The 19,597-nt window shown below is 64.6% G+C and carries 16 protein-coding genes; 11 read left to right on the forward strand and 5 right to left on the reverse strand.

The window, feature by feature from the left end:
- Window positions 1-20 precede the first annotated feature (20 nt).
- From hutI to hutU, 4 genes are read left to right on the forward strand one after another with little or no spacing between them, the layout of a single operon-like run.
- On the forward strand, window positions 21-1,232 hold the full coding sequence (gene hutI, locus BSK21_RS09490) for an imidazolonepropionase (protein ID WP_067548313.1): 1,212 nt from the start codon (window positions 21-23) through the stop codon (window positions 1,230-1,232).
- The gene (gene hutH, locus BSK21_RS09495; RefSeq protein ID WP_067548316.1) at window positions 1,229-2,767 is read left to right on the forward strand and encodes a histidine ammonia-lyase; all 1,539 of its coding nucleotides are present in this window, start codon (window positions 1,229-1,231) and stop codon (window positions 2,765-2,767) included. Before hutI ends, hutH begins: the two co-directional genes overlap by 4 nt.
- Window positions 2,764-3,576: an N-formylglutamate deformylase gene (gene hutG, locus BSK21_RS09500; protein ID WP_067548319.1), complete on the forward strand. Its 813-nt coding sequence runs from the start codon at window positions 2,764-2,766 to the stop codon at window positions 3,574-3,576. The genes hutH and hutG overlap by 4 nt, the downstream gene beginning before the upstream one ends.
- Window positions 3,573-5,240 (forward strand): urocanate hydratase, encoded by a 1,668-nt coding sequence (hutU, locus tag BSK21_RS09505; RefSeq protein WP_067548322.1) that lies wholly within the window; start codon window positions 3,573-3,575, stop codon window positions 5,238-5,240. Before hutG ends, hutU begins: the two co-directional genes overlap by 4 nt.
- 43 nt (window positions 5,241-5,283) lie before the next feature.
- Here hutU and BSK21_RS09510 read toward each other — a convergent pair whose 3' ends face one another.
- Window positions 5,284-6,423, reverse strand: a complete 1,140-nt coding sequence (locus BSK21_RS09510; protein WP_067548325.1) for an alanine racemase — start codon at window positions 6,421-6,423, stop codon at window positions 5,284-5,286.
- Window positions 6,424-6,452: 29 nt separating this feature from the next.
- Entirely contained in the window at window positions 6,453-7,142 is a 690-nt protein-coding gene (locus BSK21_RS09515; protein ID WP_067548328.1) for a UTRA domain-containing protein, read from the reverse strand.
- Between the two features lie 194 nt (window positions 7,143-7,336).
- On the opposite strand from BSK21_RS09515, the gene BSK21_RS09520 reads away from it, so the two are divergent.
- The 4 genes from BSK21_RS09520 to BSK21_RS09535 are packed head-to-tail and all read left to right on the forward strand — an operon-like array spanning window position 7,337 to window position 11,857.
- On the forward strand, window positions 7,337-8,293 hold the full coding sequence (locus BSK21_RS09520) for an ABC transporter permease (protein ID WP_067548331.1): 957 nt from the start codon (window positions 7,337-7,339) through the stop codon (window positions 8,291-8,293).
- Between the two features lie 4 nt (window positions 8,294-8,297).
- Entirely contained in the window at window positions 8,298-9,155 is an 858-nt protein-coding gene (locus BSK21_RS09525; RefSeq protein WP_156529542.1) for an ABC transporter permease, read from the forward strand.
- Between the two features lie 3 nt (window positions 9,156-9,158).
- Window positions 9,159-10,790 (forward strand): ABC transporter ATP-binding protein, encoded by a 1,632-nt coding sequence (locus tag BSK21_RS09530; protein WP_067548334.1) that lies wholly within the window; start codon window positions 9,159-9,161, stop codon window positions 10,788-10,790.
- Window positions 10,787-11,857, forward strand: a complete 1,071-nt coding sequence (locus BSK21_RS09535; RefSeq protein WP_067548336.1) for a succinylglutamate desuccinylase/aspartoacylase family protein — start codon at window positions 10,787-10,789, stop codon at window positions 11,855-11,857. Before BSK21_RS09530 ends, BSK21_RS09535 begins: the two co-directional genes overlap by 4 nt.
- Here BSK21_RS09535 and BSK21_RS09540 read toward each other — a convergent pair.
- From BSK21_RS09540 to BSK21_RS09550, 3 genes are all read right to left on the reverse strand, one after another.
- Window positions 11,854-13,014 carry a 2Fe-2S iron-sulfur cluster-binding protein gene (locus tag BSK21_RS09540; RefSeq protein ID WP_067548339.1) on the reverse strand — a complete coding sequence of 387 codons (1,161 nt, stop codon included), beginning with the start codon at window positions 13,012-13,014 and terminating at the stop codon, window positions 11,854-11,856. The genes BSK21_RS09535 and BSK21_RS09540 overlap by 4 nt on opposite strands.
- Window position 13,015: 1 nt before the next feature.
- Complete coding sequence (locus tag BSK21_RS09545) at window positions 13,016-14,056, reverse strand: aromatic ring-hydroxylating dioxygenase subunit alpha (protein WP_067548342.1); 1,041 nt, start codon at window positions 14,054-14,056, stop codon at window positions 13,016-13,018.
- A 93-nt stretch (window positions 14,057-14,149) separates the two neighbouring features.
- Window positions 14,150-15,091 carry a LysR substrate-binding domain-containing protein gene (locus BSK21_RS09550; protein WP_067548345.1) on the reverse strand — a complete coding sequence of 314 codons (942 nt, stop codon included), beginning with the start codon at window positions 15,089-15,091 and terminating at the stop codon, window positions 14,150-14,152.
- A gap of 200 nt (window positions 15,092-15,291) precedes the next feature.
- On the opposite strand from BSK21_RS09550, the gene BSK21_RS09555 reads away from it, so the two are divergent.
- The 3 genes from BSK21_RS09555 to BSK21_RS09565 all read left to right on the forward strand — a co-directional run bounded on the left by BSK21_RS09555 (window position 15,292) and on the right by BSK21_RS09565 (window position 19,451).
- Window positions 15,292-16,848, forward strand: coding sequence for an ABC transporter substrate-binding protein (locus tag BSK21_RS09555; protein WP_067548348.1), 1,557 nt, complete (start codon window positions 15,292-15,294; stop codon window positions 16,846-16,848).
- 78 nt (window positions 16,849-16,926) lie between these two features.
- Window positions 16,927-18,312 carry an FAD-binding oxidoreductase gene (locus tag BSK21_RS09560; protein ID WP_074039012.1) on the forward strand — a complete coding sequence of 462 codons (1,386 nt, stop codon included), beginning with the start codon at window positions 16,927-16,929 and terminating at the stop codon, window positions 18,310-18,312.
- A 17-nt stretch (window positions 18,313-18,329) separates the two neighbouring features.
- Complete coding sequence (locus BSK21_RS09565; protein ID WP_067548359.1) at window positions 18,330-19,451, forward strand: aminotransferase class I/II-fold pyridoxal phosphate-dependent enzyme; 1,122 nt, start codon at window positions 18,330-18,332, stop codon at window positions 19,449-19,451.
- Window positions 19,452-19,597: the final 146 nt, after the last annotated feature.

The following is a 19,597-nucleotide window of genomic DNA, read 5'->3' on the forward strand; positions in this document are numbered from 1 at the left end:
TCAGCCATTTCGGACAGTTTATGACAGATAGCAGCACCCTTTACGTTGATTTAACAGCCGCGACCATGATTCCGGGGGACGAGGCTTATGGCCAGATCCAGGATGCGGCGATTGTCGTCGAGGACGCGCGAATCGCCTGGGTCGGGCCGCGCGGCGATCTGCCTTCCCAGTATGATAGCCTACGTGCGCACAGCCTGGGGGGGCGCCTTGTCACGCCGGGACTGATCGACTGCCATACCCATGTGGTGCATGGCGGCGACCGGGCGGGCGAGTTCGAGATGCGCCTCAACGGCGCCAGCTATGAGGAGGTCGCGCGCGCCGGCGGCGGCATCGTCTCGACCGTGACGGCCACCCGCGCGTCGGATGTGGACCGGATGGTGGCCGATGCCCTTCCCCGCGTCGATGCGCTGCTTTCCGAGGGCATCTGCACGCTGGAAATCAAGTCGGGCTACGGCCTCGACACCGAAACCGAGCTGCGGATACTGCGCGCCGCGCGCCGGATCGGGCACGAGCGCCCGGTACGGGTCTGCACCACGTTCCTCGGCGCGCATGCGGTGCCCGCCGAATATGACGGCCGCCCCGACGCCTATATCGACGAGGTCTGCATCCCCACCCTGCGCAAGGCGCACGGCGAAGGGCTGGTCGACGCGGTCGATGCGTTCTGCGAGGGCATCGCCTTTTCGCCCGAACAGGTCAACCGCGTCTTTGACGCGGCGCGCAAGTTGGGCCTGCCGGTCAAGATCCATGCCGAGCAGCTGTCGAACCTCGGCGGCGCGATCATGGCGGCAGGGCATGGCGCCATCTCTGCCGATCACATCGAATATCTGGACGAGGCGGGCGTCGCCGCGCTGGCCAAGTCCGGCACCGTTGCCGTGATCCTGCCCGGCGCCTTCTACACCATCCGCGAGACCCAGGCCCCGCCCATCGCCGCCCTGCGCAAGGCGGGCGTTCCCATGGCGCTGGCGACCGACAACAACCCCGGATCGTCGCCGCTGACCTCGCTGCTCTTGACCATGAACATGGCCTGCACGCTGTTCCGCATGACCCCCGAAGAGGCGCTGGCCGGCGCGACGCGCAACGCGGCTGCCGCGCTGGGGCTGGATGATTGCGGAACCATCGCCAAGGGCAAGCGTGCCGATCTGGCCGTCTGGGACGTCAAGACACCGGCCGAGCTGAGCTATCGCATCGGGTTCAACCCGCTTCATTCCCGCATTTTCGGAGGCATTTCGTGACCACGCTTACCCTGACGCCCGGCGCCGTGACGCTGGACCATCTGGCGCAGATCTATTGGAGCGAGGCCGCCGTGCGCCTCGATCCCGCGTGCCACCCGGATATCGAGCGCGCCCATGCGCGCATCGCCCGCGCCGTTGCCGGAACCGATGCCGTCTATGGCGTCAATACCGGCTTTGGCAAGCTGGCCTCGGTCAAGATCGCGTCCGAGGATACGGCCACGCTGCAGCGCAACCTGATCCTATCTCATTGCTGCGGCGTCGGCCCGGCCATCCCGCGCCGGATGGCGCGGCTGCTGATGGCGCTCAAGCTGCTCAGCCTCGGGCGCGGCGCGTCGGGTGTGCGGCTCGAGCTGACACATCTCATCGAAGCGATGCTGGACAAGGGCGTGACGCCCGTGATCCCGGCGCAGGGCTCGGTCGGGGCGTCGGGCGATCTGGCGCCGCTTGCGCATATGGCGGCCGTCATGATGGGTCATGGCGAGGCCGAATTCGGCGGCACGGTGATGGCGGGCGACAAGGCGTTGGAGACCGCGGGCCTCAGCCCGATCGAGCTGGGCCCCAAAGAGGGCCTCGCGCTGATCAACGGCACGCAATTCTCGACCGCCTTCGCACTGGCGGGCCTGTTCGGCGCATGGCGCGCGGCGCATTCCGCGCTGGTCACATCCGCGCTCTCGACGGACGCCATCATGGGCTCGACCGCACCCCTGCAGCCCGAGATCCACAGCCTGCGCGGCCATCGCGGCCAGATCGAGGCAGGCGAGGCGATGCGCGCGCTCTTGGACGGCTCCGAGATCCGTGAGAGCCACAGGGACGGCGACGCGCGCGTGCAGGATCCCTATTGCATCCGCTGTCAGCCGCAGGTGACGGGCGCCGCGATGGATGTGCTGCGCCAGGCCGCGCGAACGCTGGAAATCGAGGCGAATGCAGCAACGGACAATCCGCTTGTGCTGACCGATGCGGATCTGATCGTCTCAGGCGGTAACTTTCATGCCGAGCCGGTCGGCTTTGCCGCCGACATGATCGCGCTGGCCGTGGCCGAGATCGGCGCCATCGCCCAGCGCCGCGTCGCGCTGATTGTCGATCCGGTGCTCAGCCACGATTTGCCTGCCTTCCTGACGCCGCGTCCGGGGCTGAATTCGGGCTACATGATCGCCGAAGTCACAACCGCCGCATTGATGAGCGAGAACAAGCATCTGGCCAATCCTTGCGTTACCGACAGCACGCCGACATCCGCCAATCAGGAGGATCACGTGAGCATGGCCGCCCATGGCGCGCGGCGCCTGATGCCGATGCTGGACAACCTCACCCGCATCCTCGGGGTCGAACTTCTTTGCGCGGCGCAGGGCGTCGATTTCCGCGCACCATTGACCACCAGCGCCGCGCTGGCCCGCGTTGTCGTGCGTGTGCGGCAAGAGGTCGAGACGCTGGGCGATGACCGCTACATGGCCCCCGATCTGGAGCGCGCGGCGCATATGATCGCCACGGGCGCCATCATCGAGGCGGCAGGCACGCCGATGCCGGAGCTGGGCGCATGATCCCGGTCGAGGTCGCGCGCGGCGACAGCCCCGTGGTGCTGGGCCTTCCGCATACCGGCACCCATGTGCCGGACGCCATCATGGCGGATCTGAACGAGCGGGGCCGCGGCCTCGACGATACCGATTGGCATATCGAGCGGCTCTATGACGAGCTGCTGCCCGGCGCCACGACGGTGCGGGCGACCTTCCACCGCTATGTGATCGACGCCAATCGCGACCCGTCGGGCGCGTCGCTCTATCCCGGTCAGAACACGACCGGCCTCGTGCCGCTGACGGATTTTGACGGGCATGACATCTGGCACTGCGCGCCGGATGACGCCGAGATCGAGGAGCGCCGTAAGACCTTCCACGCCCCCTACCACGCGGCCCTCGCCGCCGAGATGGAACGGGTGAAGGCGATCCACGGCATCGCGATCCTCTATGACTGCCACTCGATCCGCTCGGAAATCCCGTTTCTTTTCGATGGCGTGCTGCCCGATTTCAACATCGGCACCAATATGGGCGCCACTTGCGATCCGGCGATCGAGGCCATTGTCCAGGACGTTTGCAATGCTGCCGAAGGGTATAGCAGCGTTCTCAACGGTCGTTTCAAGGGCGGCTGGACGACGCGTCACTATGGTAAACCCACGCACGGCATGCACGCCATCCAGATGGAACTGTCGCAAGCGACCTATCTGAGCGCCGAAAGTCCGCCCTGGACCTATGACAGCGCGAAGGCCGAGCGTCTGCGCCGCCCCCTAAAGGACATTCTGACCCAACTGGCCGATCCGGCCCTTATCGCAAAACTCACGCCCGGAGGCACCTCATGAGCAATCCCCGCAAGAATACCCGCGACATCTATCCCGCGACCGGCAGCGAGATCACAGCCAAGAGCTGGATGACCGAAGCGCCCATGCGGATGCTGATGAACAACCTGCATCCCGACGTGGCCGAGAACCCGCACGAGCTGGTCGTTTATGGCGGCATCGGGCGCGCCGCGCGCACGTGGGACGATTTCGACACCATCGTGGCCAGCCTCAAGGATCTCGAAGAGGATCAGACGCTGCTGGTGCAATCGGGCAAGCCCGTGGGCGTTTTTCAGACGCACAAGGACGCGCCCCGCGTGTTGATCGCCAACAGCAACCTCGTGCCACATTGGGCGACCTGGGACCATTTCAACGAGCTGGATAAGAAGGGTCTGGCGATGTACGGCCAGATGACCGCCGGATCGTGGATCTATATCGGCAGCCAAGGCATCGTTCAGGGCACTTACGAGACATTCGTCGAGGCGGGCCGCCAGCATTACAATGGCGATCTGACCGGCAAGTGGATCCTGACCGGCGGCCTCGGCGGCATGGGCGGCGCACAGCCATTGGCCGCCGTGATGGCCGGCGCCTGCTGCCTCGCGGTCGAGTGCAATCCCGACAGCATCGATTTCCGTCTGCGCACCCGCTATGTGGATGAGAAGGCCGAGACGCTGGACGAGGCGCTGGAAATGATCGAGCGCTGGACCAAGGCGGGCGAGGCGAAATCGGTTGCGCTGCTGGGCAATGCCGCCGATGTCTTTCCCGAGCTGGTCAAGCGCGGCGTGCATCCCGATATCGTCACCGACCAGACCAGCGCGCATGATCCGGTCAATGGCTACCTGCCGCAGGGCTGGACGATGGCCCAGTGGCGCGACAAGCGCGAGAGCGATCCCAAGGCCGTCGAGAAAGCCGCCCGCGCCAGCATGAAGGTGCATGTCGCCGCGATGGTCGATTTCTGGAACGCAGGTGTGCCGACGCTGGACTATGGCAACAACATCCGGCAGGTCGCGCTGGAGGAAGGTCTGGAGAATGCCTTTGCCTTCCCGGGATTCGTCCCCGCCTATATTCGCCCGCTTTTCTGCCGCGGTATCGGGCCGTTCCGCTGGGCGGCCCTCTCGGGCGATCCCGAGGACATCTACAAGACCGACGCCAAGGTGAAAGAGATCCTGTCCGAGGACACACACCTGCACAACTGGCTCGACATGGCGCGCGAGCGGATCAGCTTCCAAGGCTTGCCCGCACGCATCTGCTGGGTCGGCCTCGGCGTGCGTCACAAGCTGGGCCTCGCCTTCAACGAGATGGTCCGCAATGGCGAGTTGAAAGCGCCCATCGTGATCGGGCGTGACCACCTCGATTCAGGCTCGGTTGCCTCGCCCAACCGCGAGACGGAGGCTATGAAGGACGGCAGTGACGCCGTATCCGACTGGCCACTGCTCAATGCTCTGCTGAACACTGCGTCGGGCGCGACATGGGTGTCGCTGCATCACGGCGGCGGCGTGGGCATGGGCTTCAGCCAGCATTCCGGCATGGTCATCTGCTGTGATGGCTCGGAGGATGCCGACCGCCGCATCGCGCGTGTCCTCTGGAACGATCCGGCGACCGGCGTCATGCGCCATGCCGATGCGGGTTATGAGGAGGCGCTGGACTGCGCCCGCGAGCAGGGGCTGAACCTGCCCGGCATCCTCTGATGCGCTTTCGCCGCCGGTCCATAAAGGCCCGGCGGCGCCCCCACTACCAGCCGCCGAAACGCGGCCATTCCATCAGTGGTCCGCCATCCTTCGGGATGACGTGATACTCGCCATGCTGCGATGCCGTTGCGCAGGCATGGTTCGGCAAGATGCGCAGGCGCGTGCCGATGGGCAGGTCCGGCATGGCCGCGTCCGAGCTGGGGCGCGCGGCAATCGTTCCATGCTCCTGACTGGTCTGGGTGACGATCAGATCGGGGATCGGGCGCCCCGCCTCGTCACCGACCAGGCCATAGCCTTGATCCAACTCCTGCGCCGCCGTGCCACGATCGCGCGGCAGCGCCATCCAGCCCGCATCGACCATGATCGAGCCGCGCGCGGGTTGATGCCCGATCACCGTGGTCAGCACCGACAGCGCGATATCGTCCACCGCGCAGGCGCCGATGCCCGCCATCACCAGGTCAAAGAAAACGTAAACGCCCGCGCGAAGCTCGGTCACGCCGGTCAGATCCGTCGCGGCATGGGCCGTGGGGGTCGACCCTGCGCTGACCACCGGGCATGGCAGACCTGCGCCGCGCAGCGCCTCTGCCGCAGCCACCAATGCGGTGCGCTCGACCTCGGCGAACTTAGCCTGCGCGGCGCGGCCCACCGCGCCATAGCTCTGGCCCGCGTGACAGAGGACACCCGCCAATTCGGCGCCCCCATCCTGCAGGATGCGCCCGATCTCGATGATTTCCGGATCATCCGGCACCAACCCGCTGCGATGACCGTCGCTGTCGATCTCGATCAGCGCCGGAATGGCAATGCCCGCCCGCGCCGAGGCGTCTGCAACGGCCCGCGCCTGCGGAGCGGAGTCGACGAGGACCGTCAGGCGGCACCCGGCGCGGTGCAGATCCAGATCGCGGTCCAGCTTGTTCAAGGCGATACCGACACCATAGGTGATGTCGCGGATCCCGGCAGCGGCAAAGACCTCGGCCTCGGTCAGGGTCGAGACCATCGCAGGCCCGGTGCCGCCCGGCAGCATCCGGCGGGCCACCTCCACCGATTTGCCCGTCTTGAGGTGCGGGCGCAGCGGCACCCCGAGGCTGGCCGCATGGGCCGCGAGACGCTCGATGTTGCGCATCATCCTCGCCTCGTCGACGATCAGGCAGGGCGTCATCAGGGTGGCGAGTGATTGGGGGCTCATAGCGGGTCTTTCGATATCAAGGGGCGCGCTCAGTAACGCGTCGTCATGCGATGACCGGGGCGATAGGCCAGCTTGACGAAGGTGTTTGCACTGCCTTCGAACCATGTCGCCCGCTCGACCGTGAAGAGCGGATCGCCCGTCTGGCAGCCAAGATGTCCGGCCAGCGCGGCATCGGCCAGTGTCGCGGAGAAGCTGATCTCGGCGGTCGAGAAGGGGATTGTCGAGACCAGCCATTCATTCGGCCCGATCTGCGAGAAATCGGCGCCGCGCGCCTGCGGCAACGCCTCGAGGTTGATCCAGCGATCCTCGTGCTGGAACGGATCGCCATCGGCGTAATGCATGCAGACGAGGTGCAGCGCATCGGCCCCCTGCCCCAGCTGAAGCCGCGTGCGCAGCCAGTCGGGTGCGGTCTCGATCGTGCGCGAGGCAAGGCTATAGCGATATTCGGCGCCCTTGTCCTCGATCTCGCGGCGCACCAGCGGGATGTCGAAACGCGCCTGTCGGATCGGGCTTGCCCGCACACGCGTGCCTGCCTTGCGCCGCCGCTCGATCAGGCCGTCATCCGTCAGCTCGCGCATAGCGCGGTTCACGGTCGCGCGGGCGCAGCCATAGGTTTCCGCCAGCTCAATCTCGTTCGGAATAAGGCTGCCGGGTTGCCAATGACCGCTGGTGATCTTGGACAGGATGTCCGATTTCACATCCTTGTAAGTGGCATTCATCGGGCAAGCCTTCGCATAAGTTCGCGCTATTGCACTTATAGTCTATATCTTATCCCACACCAAGCCTGCGGCGCGACCTTGTAGATATTCTAAACGACGGCGCTGCAAGCCTGCGCTTGCCGGACTAGGCGACCTCTATCACCCTATATATAGTCTAGACATAAACGGAATCCCTTGGACAAGAAGCGGTTTAGATGCGGACTATCCTGTCGATCATTCTGAAAAGACTGCTGGTCGGATGCATGACGCTTTTCGTCGTGACGATCATCATCTTCGGCGCCATCGAAATGCTGCCCGGCGACATCGCGACCGAGGTTCTTGGCCAGGCCGCGACCGAAGAAAGCCTGAACGCCTTTCGCGAGAAATACGATCTGAACCGGTCCTTGCCCGCGCGCTACCTGTCATGGCTTGGCGGCGCCATCACGGGCGATTTCGGCATCAGCCTCGCCAATCAGCGCCCCATCTCCGAACTGATCGGCCAGCGCGCGGCCAACACGTTTTTCCTTGCAGGCTATGCCGCCGCGATCGCGGTTCCGATCGCCGTGGTGTCGGGCATGCTGGCCGCGCTCTATAACGGATCCGTCTTCGACCGGATGCTCAGCAGCTCGACTTTGGCCGCGATCTCGTTCCCCGAATTTTTCATCGCCTATATCCTGATCCTGATCTTTTCGGTCGCACTCGGCTGGTTTCCCAGCCTCGCCAATGTCGATCCCGGCACGGGCCTCGGTGAGCGGCTTTACCTGACGTTTCTGCCCGCGATGACGCTGACGTTGATCGTGCTGGCCTACATGATGCGCATGACACGGGCGGCGATTCTGAACCTTTTGGCGCTGCCTTATATCGAGATGGCGCATCTGAAGGGGATGAAGCGCTGGCGCGTGATCGCGGTTCATGCCCTGCCCAATGCGCTCGCGCCGATCATCAACGTGATCGCGCTGAACCTTGCCTATCTGATCGTCGGGGTGGTGCTGGTCGAGGTGGTCTTCGTCTATCCCGGCCTGGGTCAGATCCTGGTCGATGCGGTGTCGAACCGCGATGTGACCGTGGTGCAGGCCGCCTGCCTGATATTCGCGGCCACCTACATCCTTTTGAACCTCGCGGCGGATATCCTGTCGATCATCGCCAATCCCCGCCTTCTGCACCCGAGGTAGCGCCGTGAACGAAATACTATACACCTTACGCGGCGCGCCGGTTTCGGCCTGGAGCGGCATCGCGATCATCGGTCTCTACGCCATCCTGGCCATTGCCGCGCCGCTGCTGGCCCCCTATCCCGAGGCGGCCTCGGTGGGTGCGCAATATCAGCCCTGGGCCGCGCCACATTACCTTGGCACCGATGCGCTGGGGCGCGACGTGCTCTCGCGTCTGATCTACGGCGCGCGCAATACGGTTGGCATCGCGCTGGCCACGACGGCGCTGGCCTTCCTTCTGGGCGCGACCATGGGCCTTCTGGCCGCTACCCTCGGCGGATGGTTCGACGCGATCAGCGCGCGCGTGGTCGATGTGCTGATGGCGATCCCGGCGCTGATCTTCGCGCTGCTCATCCTGACCATCACCGGTACATCGGTCCTGGCCCTGATCTTCGTCATCGCCATCCTGGACAGCACCCGTGTCTACCGCCTGTCGCGCGCCGTCGCCCAAGGCATCCTGACAATGGATTATATCGAGGTGGCGCGGATGCGCGGCGAGGGCCTGTGGTGGCTGATCCGCAAGGAGGTGCTGCCCAATGCCGCAGCGCCCCTGATCGCGGAATTCGGCCTGCGCTTCTGCTTTGTCTTCCTCTTCATCTCGGCGCTGTCATTCCTCGGCCTCGGCATCCAGCCGCCCACCGCCGACTGGGGCGGCATGGTCCGCGAAAGCGCCAAGCTGATCGGCTTTGCCGATTTCTCGACCTGGCAGACCGCCACCTTCGGCCTTGCGCCGCTGCTGCCCGCCGGGGCCATCGCGCTGCTGACCATCGGCGTCAACCTGATCGTGGACTGGGTGCTGCACATGTCTTCGGGCCTCAAGGAGTAACGCATGAGCGATCTGCTGCTGGAGATGACCGATATCCGCATCGAGGGGCGCTCGGAACGGGCGTGGAAGCCCATCATCAAGGGTGTCGATCTGGCGCTGCGACGGGGCGAGATCCTGGGCATCATCGGCGAGAGCGGCGCGGGCAAATCCACGCTGGGCCTTGCCGCAATGGGCTATACCAAGGGCGGCTGCCGGATCAGCGGCGGCTCGATCACATTTGACGGGCAGGAACTTGTGGGAGCGCCACAAGGCACGCTGCGGAAGCTGCGCGGCAAACGCATCGCCTATGTCGCGCAATCCGCAGCCGCCGCCTTCAACCCGGCCTACAAGCTGATCGACCAGTATTCCGAAGGCCCGGTCAAGCACGGGGTCATGAGCCGCGCCGAGGCAGAGCGCGACGCGAAAGAGCTCTATCGCAAGATCCGTCTGCCGGACCCGGACCAGATCGGCTTTCGTTATCCGCACCAGGTATCGGGCGGGCAGCTGCAACGCGCGATGACGGCGATGGCGATGTCCTGCCGGCCCGATCTGATCGTCTTCGACGAGCCGACGACGGCGCTGGACGTGACCACCCAGATCGAGGTGCTGGCCGCGATCCGCGACATCGTGCGCGAATACAACACCGCCGCGATCTACATCACGCATGACCTGGCGGTCGTCGCGCAGATGGCCGACCGGATCAAGGTGCTCTTGCGGGGCGAGGAGGTCGAGGATGCGCCCGCGCGCGACATGCTGGCCAATCCGCAAGAGGAATACACCAAATCCCTCTGGGCGGTCCGCGATTTCCGCCGCGATCCGATGCCTCCGCAGGAAGCGGGTATCGCGCCGCTGCTGGAGATCGGGCAGGTCACGGCGGGCTATGGCGCCGTCACGGTGCTGAAGGATATCGACCTGACGATCACGCGCGGCTCGACCGTTGCGATCGTCGGCGAAAGCGGATCGGGCAAATCCACCCTCGCGCGGGTCGTCATGGGCCTTTTGCCGCCGTGGCAGGGCGCGATCAAATTCGACGGCACGCCCCTGCCCGCTTCCAGCAAGAACCGCACGCCCGACCTGCAGCGTCATGTGCAGATGATCCACCAGATGGCCGATACCGCGCTGAACCCCAAGCAGCGGATCCGCGAGGTGATCGGCCGACCGCTGGAATTCTTCCTCGGACTCAAGGGCGCCGCCAAAGAGGCGCGCATCCGCGAGCTTCTGACCATGATCGAGCTGGACCCGGACGAATTCATCGACCGCCTTCCATCCGAGTTGTCCGGGGGGCAGAAACAGCGCGTCTGCATCGCCCGCGCTCTGGCGGCCGAGCCGGAATTCATCATCTGCGACGAGGTGACATCGGCCCTTGATCAGCTGGTGGCCGAGGGCATCCTGCGCCTGCTGGACCGGCTGCAGCGCGAGATGAACCTGACCTACATGTTCATCACGCATGATCTGGCGACGGTGCGCTCCATCGCGGATAATGTCGTGGTGATGCAAAACGGCGTCATTGTCGAGCAGGGCACGAAGGACGAGATCTTCACGCCGCCACACGCCGCCTATACCGAGCTGCTTTTGTCATCGGTGCCTGAAATGGATCCCGATTGGCTGACCCAACTGCTGGCCGCGCGCGGCGCAAGCGGGCAAGGGCAGCCATGATGGGCCTTGCATTCGGCACCGTCTCGTCCGCGCTCAATCTTGATGCTCCGGGCAAGCGTGCGGGACAATTCGGCCTGACGCATTCGGGCAACCGACATGCCTTTTCCACCATCCGCGCGCCGCTTGGCGTCATACGTGGTGGGGATGGCCCCACGGCCCTGATCTGCGGCGGCAACCACGGCGACGAATACGAGGGGCAGATCATCGCACGCCGCCTCTACGAGCGGCTCGAGCCGGGTGATCTGGCGGGGCGCCTCATCCTGGCGCCTGCGCTCAACATGCCCGCAATCGAGGCAGTCAGCCGCACCTCGCCGCTGGACGGCGGCAACCTGAACCGCTCCTTTCCCGGCGAGGCGCATGCCGGCCCCACGCGCGAGATTGCCGGGTTTGTCGCGACCCAGCTCATGACTGTGGCCGATCTCGCCATCGACCTGCATTCAGGCGGGACCGGCACCGCCTATCTGGACGCCGCCTATCTTTGCCTTTCGGGCGACGCGGCGCGCGATGCGCAAACCCGCGCCATGGCGACGGCGATGGGTCTGCCCTTCGCGATGGTCGTGCCGCCGGGCGATACGCCCGGAGATTTCGACGGTGCCGCGCATGCGGCGGGCTGCGCCATGCTGTCCTGCGAGCTGGGCGGTGAGGGCAAGGTGTCACGGCGCGCGCTAGAGGCAGGCTGGCAGGGCGTCTTGCGCGTGCTGGTTGACGCGGGCATCCTGCACGAGGCGGCAGCGACGCGTCTGGGGGCGGGACCCGCGCCGCAGACGCGGTTTCTGGATCTCGGCGCCGCTTCGGCGGCTGTTACATCGGATCACCACGCGCTTGCCGAGCCGCTGGTTGCGTTGGGCGAGGCGGTCAGCGCTGGTCAGCCTATCGCCCGCCTACGCGATCTGCATCGTCTGGACGTTTCGGCCATTGACCTGACCGCGCCCGTCGCAGGCATTGTCGCCATTCAGCGTGCGGGCGCGATTGTCGCGCCCGGCGATCATCTTTGCGTTATCTGCCCGGAACTCTCCGGCACGGCACTGGATGCTCTGCTGGAGCAGACCGCGCGCGGCGCGCCCTAGATATCCAGCACTACGGCCCCCTTGGGGCGGGCGCAGCAGATCAGCACCTCGCCCGGCGCGGGCGGGTTCAGCGGATCCTCGAAATATTCGACCTCGCCCGACACAAGCGCGCATTTGCACGAGTTGCAGATCCCGGCGCGACAGCTGAATTCAGGATTGAGGCCGGCATTCTCGGCAAGCTCCAGCAAGGAGGCCGCCCTGCCATCCCATGCCGCTGCCTTGCCGGATTTACGGAACGTCACATCACCCACGGCCGCAACGGGCGCAGCCTTTGGGGCCAGCTCGACCGCGGTTTCGTCGCTGGCCCAGGCATCGGGATTGGTCAGGAAGGTCAGAGACCGGACGGAGGCCGCCGCCTTCGACGCGGCCTGCGACGGCTTATTGGGAGGCGCGGCACTTGTCTGGTCCAGAGACATGGCCTTGCCAAAGAACTCATAGGCAATCCGGTCCTTTGGCAGGCCCAGCTCTTGCAACAGCTGATACATCGCCGCCATGAACGGAGCGGGGCCACACATATAGGCCTCGTAGTCGCCGATGGGGACGTGATCTTGCAGAAACGCCTTGTCGATCATGCCCTCGGCGTGGTTGCGCGCGGCGCTGCGGTCCTCTTCCGTGGGCGTGCGATAAACAAAGAGGGTGCGGATATTGCCACCTGCAAGCGCCTCGACCTCATCGCGCAGCGCGTGGACCGCGCCATTCTCGCAGGCGTGGATGAAATAGACGTCCCGCCCGCTGCCCTTGAGGCTGTGCAGCATCGACACCAAAGGCGTCAGCCCGACACCGCCCGACAGCAGCAGGACGGGGCGGCGGCTGTCCTCGTCCAGAACGAAACTGCCGCGCGGGGCTGCGATCTCGATCTCGTCGGCGATGTCGATCCGGTCATGAAGCCAGCACGATCCGACCCCGTCGGGCGCGCCATTCTGTCCTGCCTCACGCTTGACCGTGATGCGGTGATGACCCGTCTCCGATACGGCATTCGACACTGAATAGGTCTTGAGCACCGGCGCGCCCTCACCCGGCATTTTCAGCGTCAGATACTGTCCCGGTTTGACCGGCCAGAGGGCCTTTCCATCCACCGGCACCAGATGAAAAGACGTGATGATATCGCTCTCGCGCCGCTTGTCCGCGACGCGAAAGGTTCGGAAGCCGCCCGCCATCTTACTGGCTCATCTTGGCGTCGACCATCGCCTCTTCGGCGATCATCGCTTCCAGTTGCCGCCGGAATCGCAGCTGGCCCGCGTCGATATGCAGGTCGATATGCGGTGACGTTTTTTCGGTCATGCCGATCTGCACCTCGTTCAGGACGGCGCGATCCTCTTCGAAGGCACCGCGCACGTCCTCGCTCATCATTTTCGACAGCTCTTCGTCGTCAGGACGGATATTGCGCAGCTGGAACCAGTAATAGCGCGTCTCGGTCTCGGTGGTCGGCGTCATGAAGTTGTAGCTGTCCATCACAAACGTCTTCTCGTGCAGGGTGCCATCGACGCCGCCGGTTCCGGCGGGGGTGAACACGGCGCGGATCAGCGCGTGGCTGGGATAGCGCACTTCGTAATGCTGCAGACGGTCGCAATTGCCCTCGAACTCGACAACCTTCTTGTAGAAGGGCGCGGGCTCGTGATCCATCATCCAGCGGTGGACGATGACGCCCGTGTCGGTCTTGGTCACGCGCAGCGGCGTGTCCTTGGTCGCCGCGGCCGCAAAGGAAGACTCGTGGACCCAGGCCACATGCGTCGGATCGAGCAGGTTGTCGCACATCAGCAGGTAATTGCAATTCAGCTCCATCGCCGCGCCGCGATTGATGCCCCATTCGGGGTTGTCGAAATTCGGGATGTCGATGATGTCCTCGGGGTCCGCGATCGCCGCATTGCCCATCCAGATCCAGACCAGCCCGTATTTCTCATGCACCGGATAGGGCCGCACCTTGGCGGCCGAGGGGATACGCCCGCCGCCCGGCGCCCAGACGCACTGCCCCGCGCAATCGAAGGTCAGACCGTGGTAGCCGCATTCGACATTGTCGTCCTTGATCCGGCCCTTGCTGAGCGGCAGCTTGCGATGCGGGCAGGCATCCTCCATCGCAATGACTTCGCCCTCGCTGTTGCGGAACATGCAGATCTTCTCGCCGAGCACCTTGACCTGCTGCAACTCGTCCTTGATCTCGTCGCTCCATGCGGCGACATACCATGCGTTCTTCAAAAACATGCCGGGACTCCTGACTGGGTTGAGTGTGGCTGGATCTTTTCGATCTATATTGAAGACACGCCGGAATTAAATGCCGTTCTGCAGGATGATTGTTTAGTTTTCCTGAGACCCAGGAGATCGGGGCATGCTTTGGTCCGAGCGCGCCTCGGACAGTATCCAGTTCAGGAACCTGCGCGAGACATCGTTCTCCAGCAGCATTGGCGACCAGCAGATGTGATAGGGTTCGGGCATGGGAATGGACTGCTCGGACAAGCGCACCAGCCGTCCCAGTTTCAGATCCATCGAGGCGAAGGAATGCTGTGCCAGCGCCACGCCCTGTCCGCTTGCGACCGCCTCCAGCGCCGAGCCGGAAAGCGAATGGATCGAGACGGGTTTCTGTTTGGGGCGCGGCTGATCCTGCGCGGCGAGCCAGTCGCCGAGGCGAGGCACGCTCGCATAGCCTGGCCCCCAGTCGATATCGACCCAAGGCAGCGATGCCAGTGCCCGGGGATCTGATGCCTCGGGGTGGCGTGCCAGAAACTCCGGCGCGCAGACCGGAAAGCAAACGTCATGAAACAATGCGCGCCGGTGCGGATGCACCTCGGACGCTGCACCATAGGTAAGGCGGAACATGTGGTTCAGAAACTGCGGCTCCGGCTCCACATAGGTCGCCTCAAGTCGAAAGGAGGCCGAGCCGTGCGCTGCCTCGAAGCGGTGAAGGCGCGGATTCAGCCATTTCAGCAGCAACGTCGGTAGCCCCGAGATACTCACGTCCCGGTCGGCCATCCGCTCTGCCAACAGCCCCTGCGCCTGCTGGAGCTTGGCGAAACCCGCGGATAGCAAGTCATGATATGATCGCGCCGCAGGCGCCAGCGATGCGCGCCGGCCGTCCTTCATGATCAAAGGGATCTTGAGCTGTGTCTCGAGGATCTTGATCTGCTGGCTGATCGCGCCGGGCGTCACGCCCAGTTCCTTGGCCGCCGCCGTGACAGAACCGAGCCGCCCGAAGCTTTCGAAGGCCTGAAGCGCACGGAGAGGAGGAAGAGTGGATTGCATAGCCTGCCTATAACATGCGGTCGCACCAGATACACTTAGAAAGCCTAAAGAGTGTCTGCGCAATTCTCATTTGTCAGAAGATCAGCGGTAGACCTATTCTAATAACAATAGACATAATAACACGCAAACGGCCGCCCACTCAACGGGTGTTCAATCATCTGGCGATGATCGGTGTCGGCCCATAACAGGGATATCTTTCAATGACGATTTCAATGAACCGACGCAGTCTCCTGATCGGTGCGGGCGCCATGGGCGGGGCCGCCGTTCTGGGCCTCTCGGGCCAGCCTCTGCGCGCGGCGACGCCGCAGCCGGGCGGAACTCTCCGCCTCGGGATCGGCAGTTTCGACTCGGGCGAGACGCTGGATCCGCAGGTGAACGAGACCAAGTTCATGCAGAACCTGCAATGGCAGATCCGTAACAACCTGATCGAGATCGGGGCGGGCGGCGTTCTGGTGCCCGAGCTTGCCACCAGCTGGGAATCCAATGACGATCTGACCGTTTGGGTGTTCAAGCTTCGCCAGGGGGTCGAATTCCACAACGGCAAGACGATGGATGCCGATGACGTGGTCTTTTCGATCAACCTGCATCGCGGACCGGACACGATCAGCCAGACCAAGAGCCTTGTCGCCGTGATCAAGGACGTTCAGGCCACTGCCCCCGACGAGGTGACGATCACCCTGAACGAGCCGAACGCAGGCTTCCCCCCTGTCATGGCGCTGACCACGATGGTCATCGTGCCCAAGGATGACATGAATTTCGATGCCGGGATCGGCACCGGCGGCTATATCCTCGAAACCTACGAGCCGGGCATCAAATCCATCGTCCGCAAGAATCCCAACTACTGGAAATCCGATCGCGCCCATTTCGACGAAATCGAGATGCTGGCGATCCGAGACGTCAATGCGCGCACCACCGCGCTGCAGACGGGACAAATCGACGTGATGAACTCGGTCGATCCGACAACGGCCAATCTGATGGCCGTCATGCCAGGCGTCGATCTGGTCCAGACGCAGGGCAAGGTGCATTACTGCTTCAGCATGATGACCACCGATCCGCTGTTCCAGGACGTGCGCGTGCGCAAGGCGATGAAACTGGCGATCGACCGTCAGGACATGGTCGACAAGATTCTCAATGGCTATGGCTCGATCGCCAATGACCAGCCGATTTCCAACGCCTATCGCTATCACAACCCCGATCTGCCCCAGCACAGCTATGACCCCGAGCAGGCCAAATCGCTGCTGAAGGAAGCGGGCGCCGAGGGTCTGACGACGACGCTGCACGCCTCGAACACGCCCTTTACCGGCGCTGTGGAGGCCGCGCAGCTCTTTGCAGAGCATGCCGCGCAGGCAGGCGTCACCATCAATGTCGCGCGCGAGCCCGAGGATGGCTACTGGTCGAACATCTGGGGCAAGAAGCCGTTCTTCGCCTCGCGCTGGTCCGGCCGTGCCAACGAGGATCTGATGCTGAGCCTTGCCTACTCCAAGGAGGCGTTGGGCGGCTACAACGCGACCAACTGGGACAACGAGGCATTCAACACCGCACTCATCGCCGCCCGTTCGGAAAAGGACGACGCCAAGCGCCGCGAGCTCTATAACGAATGCCAGCGCATCCTGTCGGATGAGGGCGGGCTGATCGCACCGGTCTGGGCCGACTTCCTCGATGCCAAGGCATCCAAGGTGGGCACGCCCGAAGAGATCTCGGGCGACTGGGACCTTGACGGCAACCGCTGCGGCGAACGCTGGTGGTTCAACGCCTGATCGGGCAGAATTGCAATATGGCGGGCCGCCCGGAACGGCGGCCCGTTGTCACATCCGATCCCGAGGTCGACACATCCCATGGACACCCCCGCCGCAACCGACAGCCTCACCGCCGCCTTGGAAGAATTGCGCCATCGGTTCGGCGAGCGCCTGCTGACCTCGGACGCCGCACGCGAGCACCACGGGAGTGGCGAGTCGCATCTTCCGCCCCAATGGCCTGACGCCGTGATCATGGCGACATCCACCGAAGATATCGCGGACGTCCTGCGCGCCGCTCATACGCACGGCGTGCCGGTCATTCCCTTCGGCGCCGGATCGTCGCTCGAGGGACAGATCCATGCACCGCGCGGCGGCATCAGCATTGACATGTCCGGCATGGACCAAATCATCGCGGTCAATCCCGAGGATATGGATTGCCGCGTCGCCTGCGGCGTCACCCGGCAGGCGCTGAACGAGCATCTGCGCGACACCGGACTCTTCTTTCCCGTCGATCTGGGCGCGCATGCAACCCTTGGCGGCATGGCGGCAACGCGCGCCTCGGGCACGACGACCGTGCGCTACGGCTCGATGCGGGATCTGGTGCTGGGGCTGACCGTGGTCATGCCGGACGGGCAGATCATCAAGACCGGCGGTCGGGCGCGCAAATCCTCGGCCGGTTATGATCTCACGCGGCTTATGGTCGGCTGCGAAGGCACGCTCGGCATCATCACCGAGCTGACCTTGCGGCTTTTCGGCATCCCCGAGGCGGCGCAAAGCGCGATGTGCAGTTTCGCCACCATCGAGGAGGCGACCGAGACGGTGGTCGCGGCCCTGCAATGCGGCCTTTGCCTGAACCGGATCGAGCTGGCCGATGCCGTCCAGATGCGCGCGATAAACGCCTACTCGGGCACCGATCTGCCCGACCATCCGACACTCTGGATCGAGCTGACCGGATCCGAGGCGGCCGTCACGCATGATATGGGCGTCCTGCGCGATCTGGCCGAGGGCGCGCTGCGTTTCGATGGTGCCGATACGGCGGAGGCTGCATCAAAGCTGTGGCGCATCCGGCACGACGCGCTTTATGCCGCGCGCGCGCTGAGGCCCGGCATCAAGGGGATTTCCACCGATGTCTGCGTGCCCGTCTCGCAACTGCCCGCCTGCATCAGCGGCATCATGGATGTGATCGCCACCACCTCCATCATCGCGCCGCTGGTCGGGCATGTCGGGGATGGCAACTTCCATCTGGTGCTGCTCTATGATCCGGCCGATGCGGATGAGGTCCGCGAGGCGCGGCATATCAACAGCAGCCTGATTGCGATGGCCCTCGCCATGGGCGGCACCTGCACGGGCGAGCATGGGGTCGGATTGGGCAAGAAGGCTTACCTCGACGCCGAACACGGCCCCGCGCTGGACGTGATGCGCCGGATCAAGCGCGCGCTGGATCCGGGCGGCATCATGAACCCCGGCAAGATTTTCGATCTTTGACGCCAAGGACAGCAGCCATGACACACACCCTCCCCGACGATCTGATCCGCAAGGATGTGCGCGATCTGCCCGACTATAACGCTGGTCTCGCGCTGGACCGGTTTCGCGATGCCTATGGCATCGATTGCGTGGCCAAGCTGGACAGCAACGAGAGCCCTCTCGGGCCCTCTCCGCGCGCGATCGAGGTCATGCGGGAGGCGGCCAGGGGCGTGGCCCGCTATCCCGATGCCGCCAATACCGCCCTGCGCGCCGCCATCGCGCGCAGCACGGGGGCCGAGGCCGATCGGATCATCGTCGGCAACGGCTCGGAGGATCTGATCGGTGCGCTGTTCCGCGCCATCATCCGCGCGGGTGATCATGTCGTCACGATCTGCCCCAGTTTCGGCCTGCATGAATTCGGCGCGCTCACCTTCGGCGCGCGGGTGACCAAGCTGCCCTTCGAGCCGGGGTGGTCCTTTCCGGTCGAGGCGATGAAAGCCGAGCTGCGCAGCGCGCCGCGCGTGCTGATCTTCTCGTCGCCCAGCAATCCCGCAGGCCCCGCGATCCGCGAAGAGGAATTCCGCGCCATCGTGGAGGCCGCAGACCCCGCAACGCTGATCTGTTTCGACGAGGCCTATGTCGAATTAATCGACCCGCAGCACCGCTTTGACGCGCTCGGCATTCTGGCCGCATCGGGCAAGCCGCATATCGTGCTGCGCACCTTCTCCAAGGCCTTTGGCCTTGCCGGCGCGCGGGCCGGCTATGGCATCGCTAGCGCGCCCGCGATGATCCGGGCGTTGATGAAGACGCGCAATCCCTTCGGCGTCAACGCGATGGCCGCCGCGGGCGCCATCGAGGCGCTTGCCGATACGGCCCATCTGGACCGCGTAGTAAAGGATGCCGCGACCGAGCGCACACGAGTTGCCGCCGCCCTTGCCGCAAAGGGCTATGCCTGCGCGCCCAGCCAGACGAATTTCGTCTTTTTCGACACGGGCCAGCCCGCGAATGACTTTGCCGAGGGCCTGCGCCGCGCGGGCATCCTGATCAAGGCCTGGCAGGAGGCGCCGTTTCAGACATGGGCGCGCGTCACCATGGGCACGGCGGCCGAGAATGATGCGTTTCTGGCGGCCGTTCCGCAGATCAGCGAGAGGGTGGCCTGACCGCCTCGCCGCCGTCCTGCGTAGTGTGGCGCACCTATAGGCCGGTACTGCAGCGAAATCCCGTGCTCCTCGGCGCCCCGCTTCATCGCTTTTGAGCGGAACTCCTTGGCATTGTCGACGTGAATGGTCTCCGGCAATCCTCTCTT

The organism is Marivivens sp. JLT3646, from assembly GCF_001908835.1.
Lineage (GTDB): Bacteria > Pseudomonadota > Alphaproteobacteria > Rhodobacterales > Rhodobacteraceae > Marivivens > Marivivens geojensis.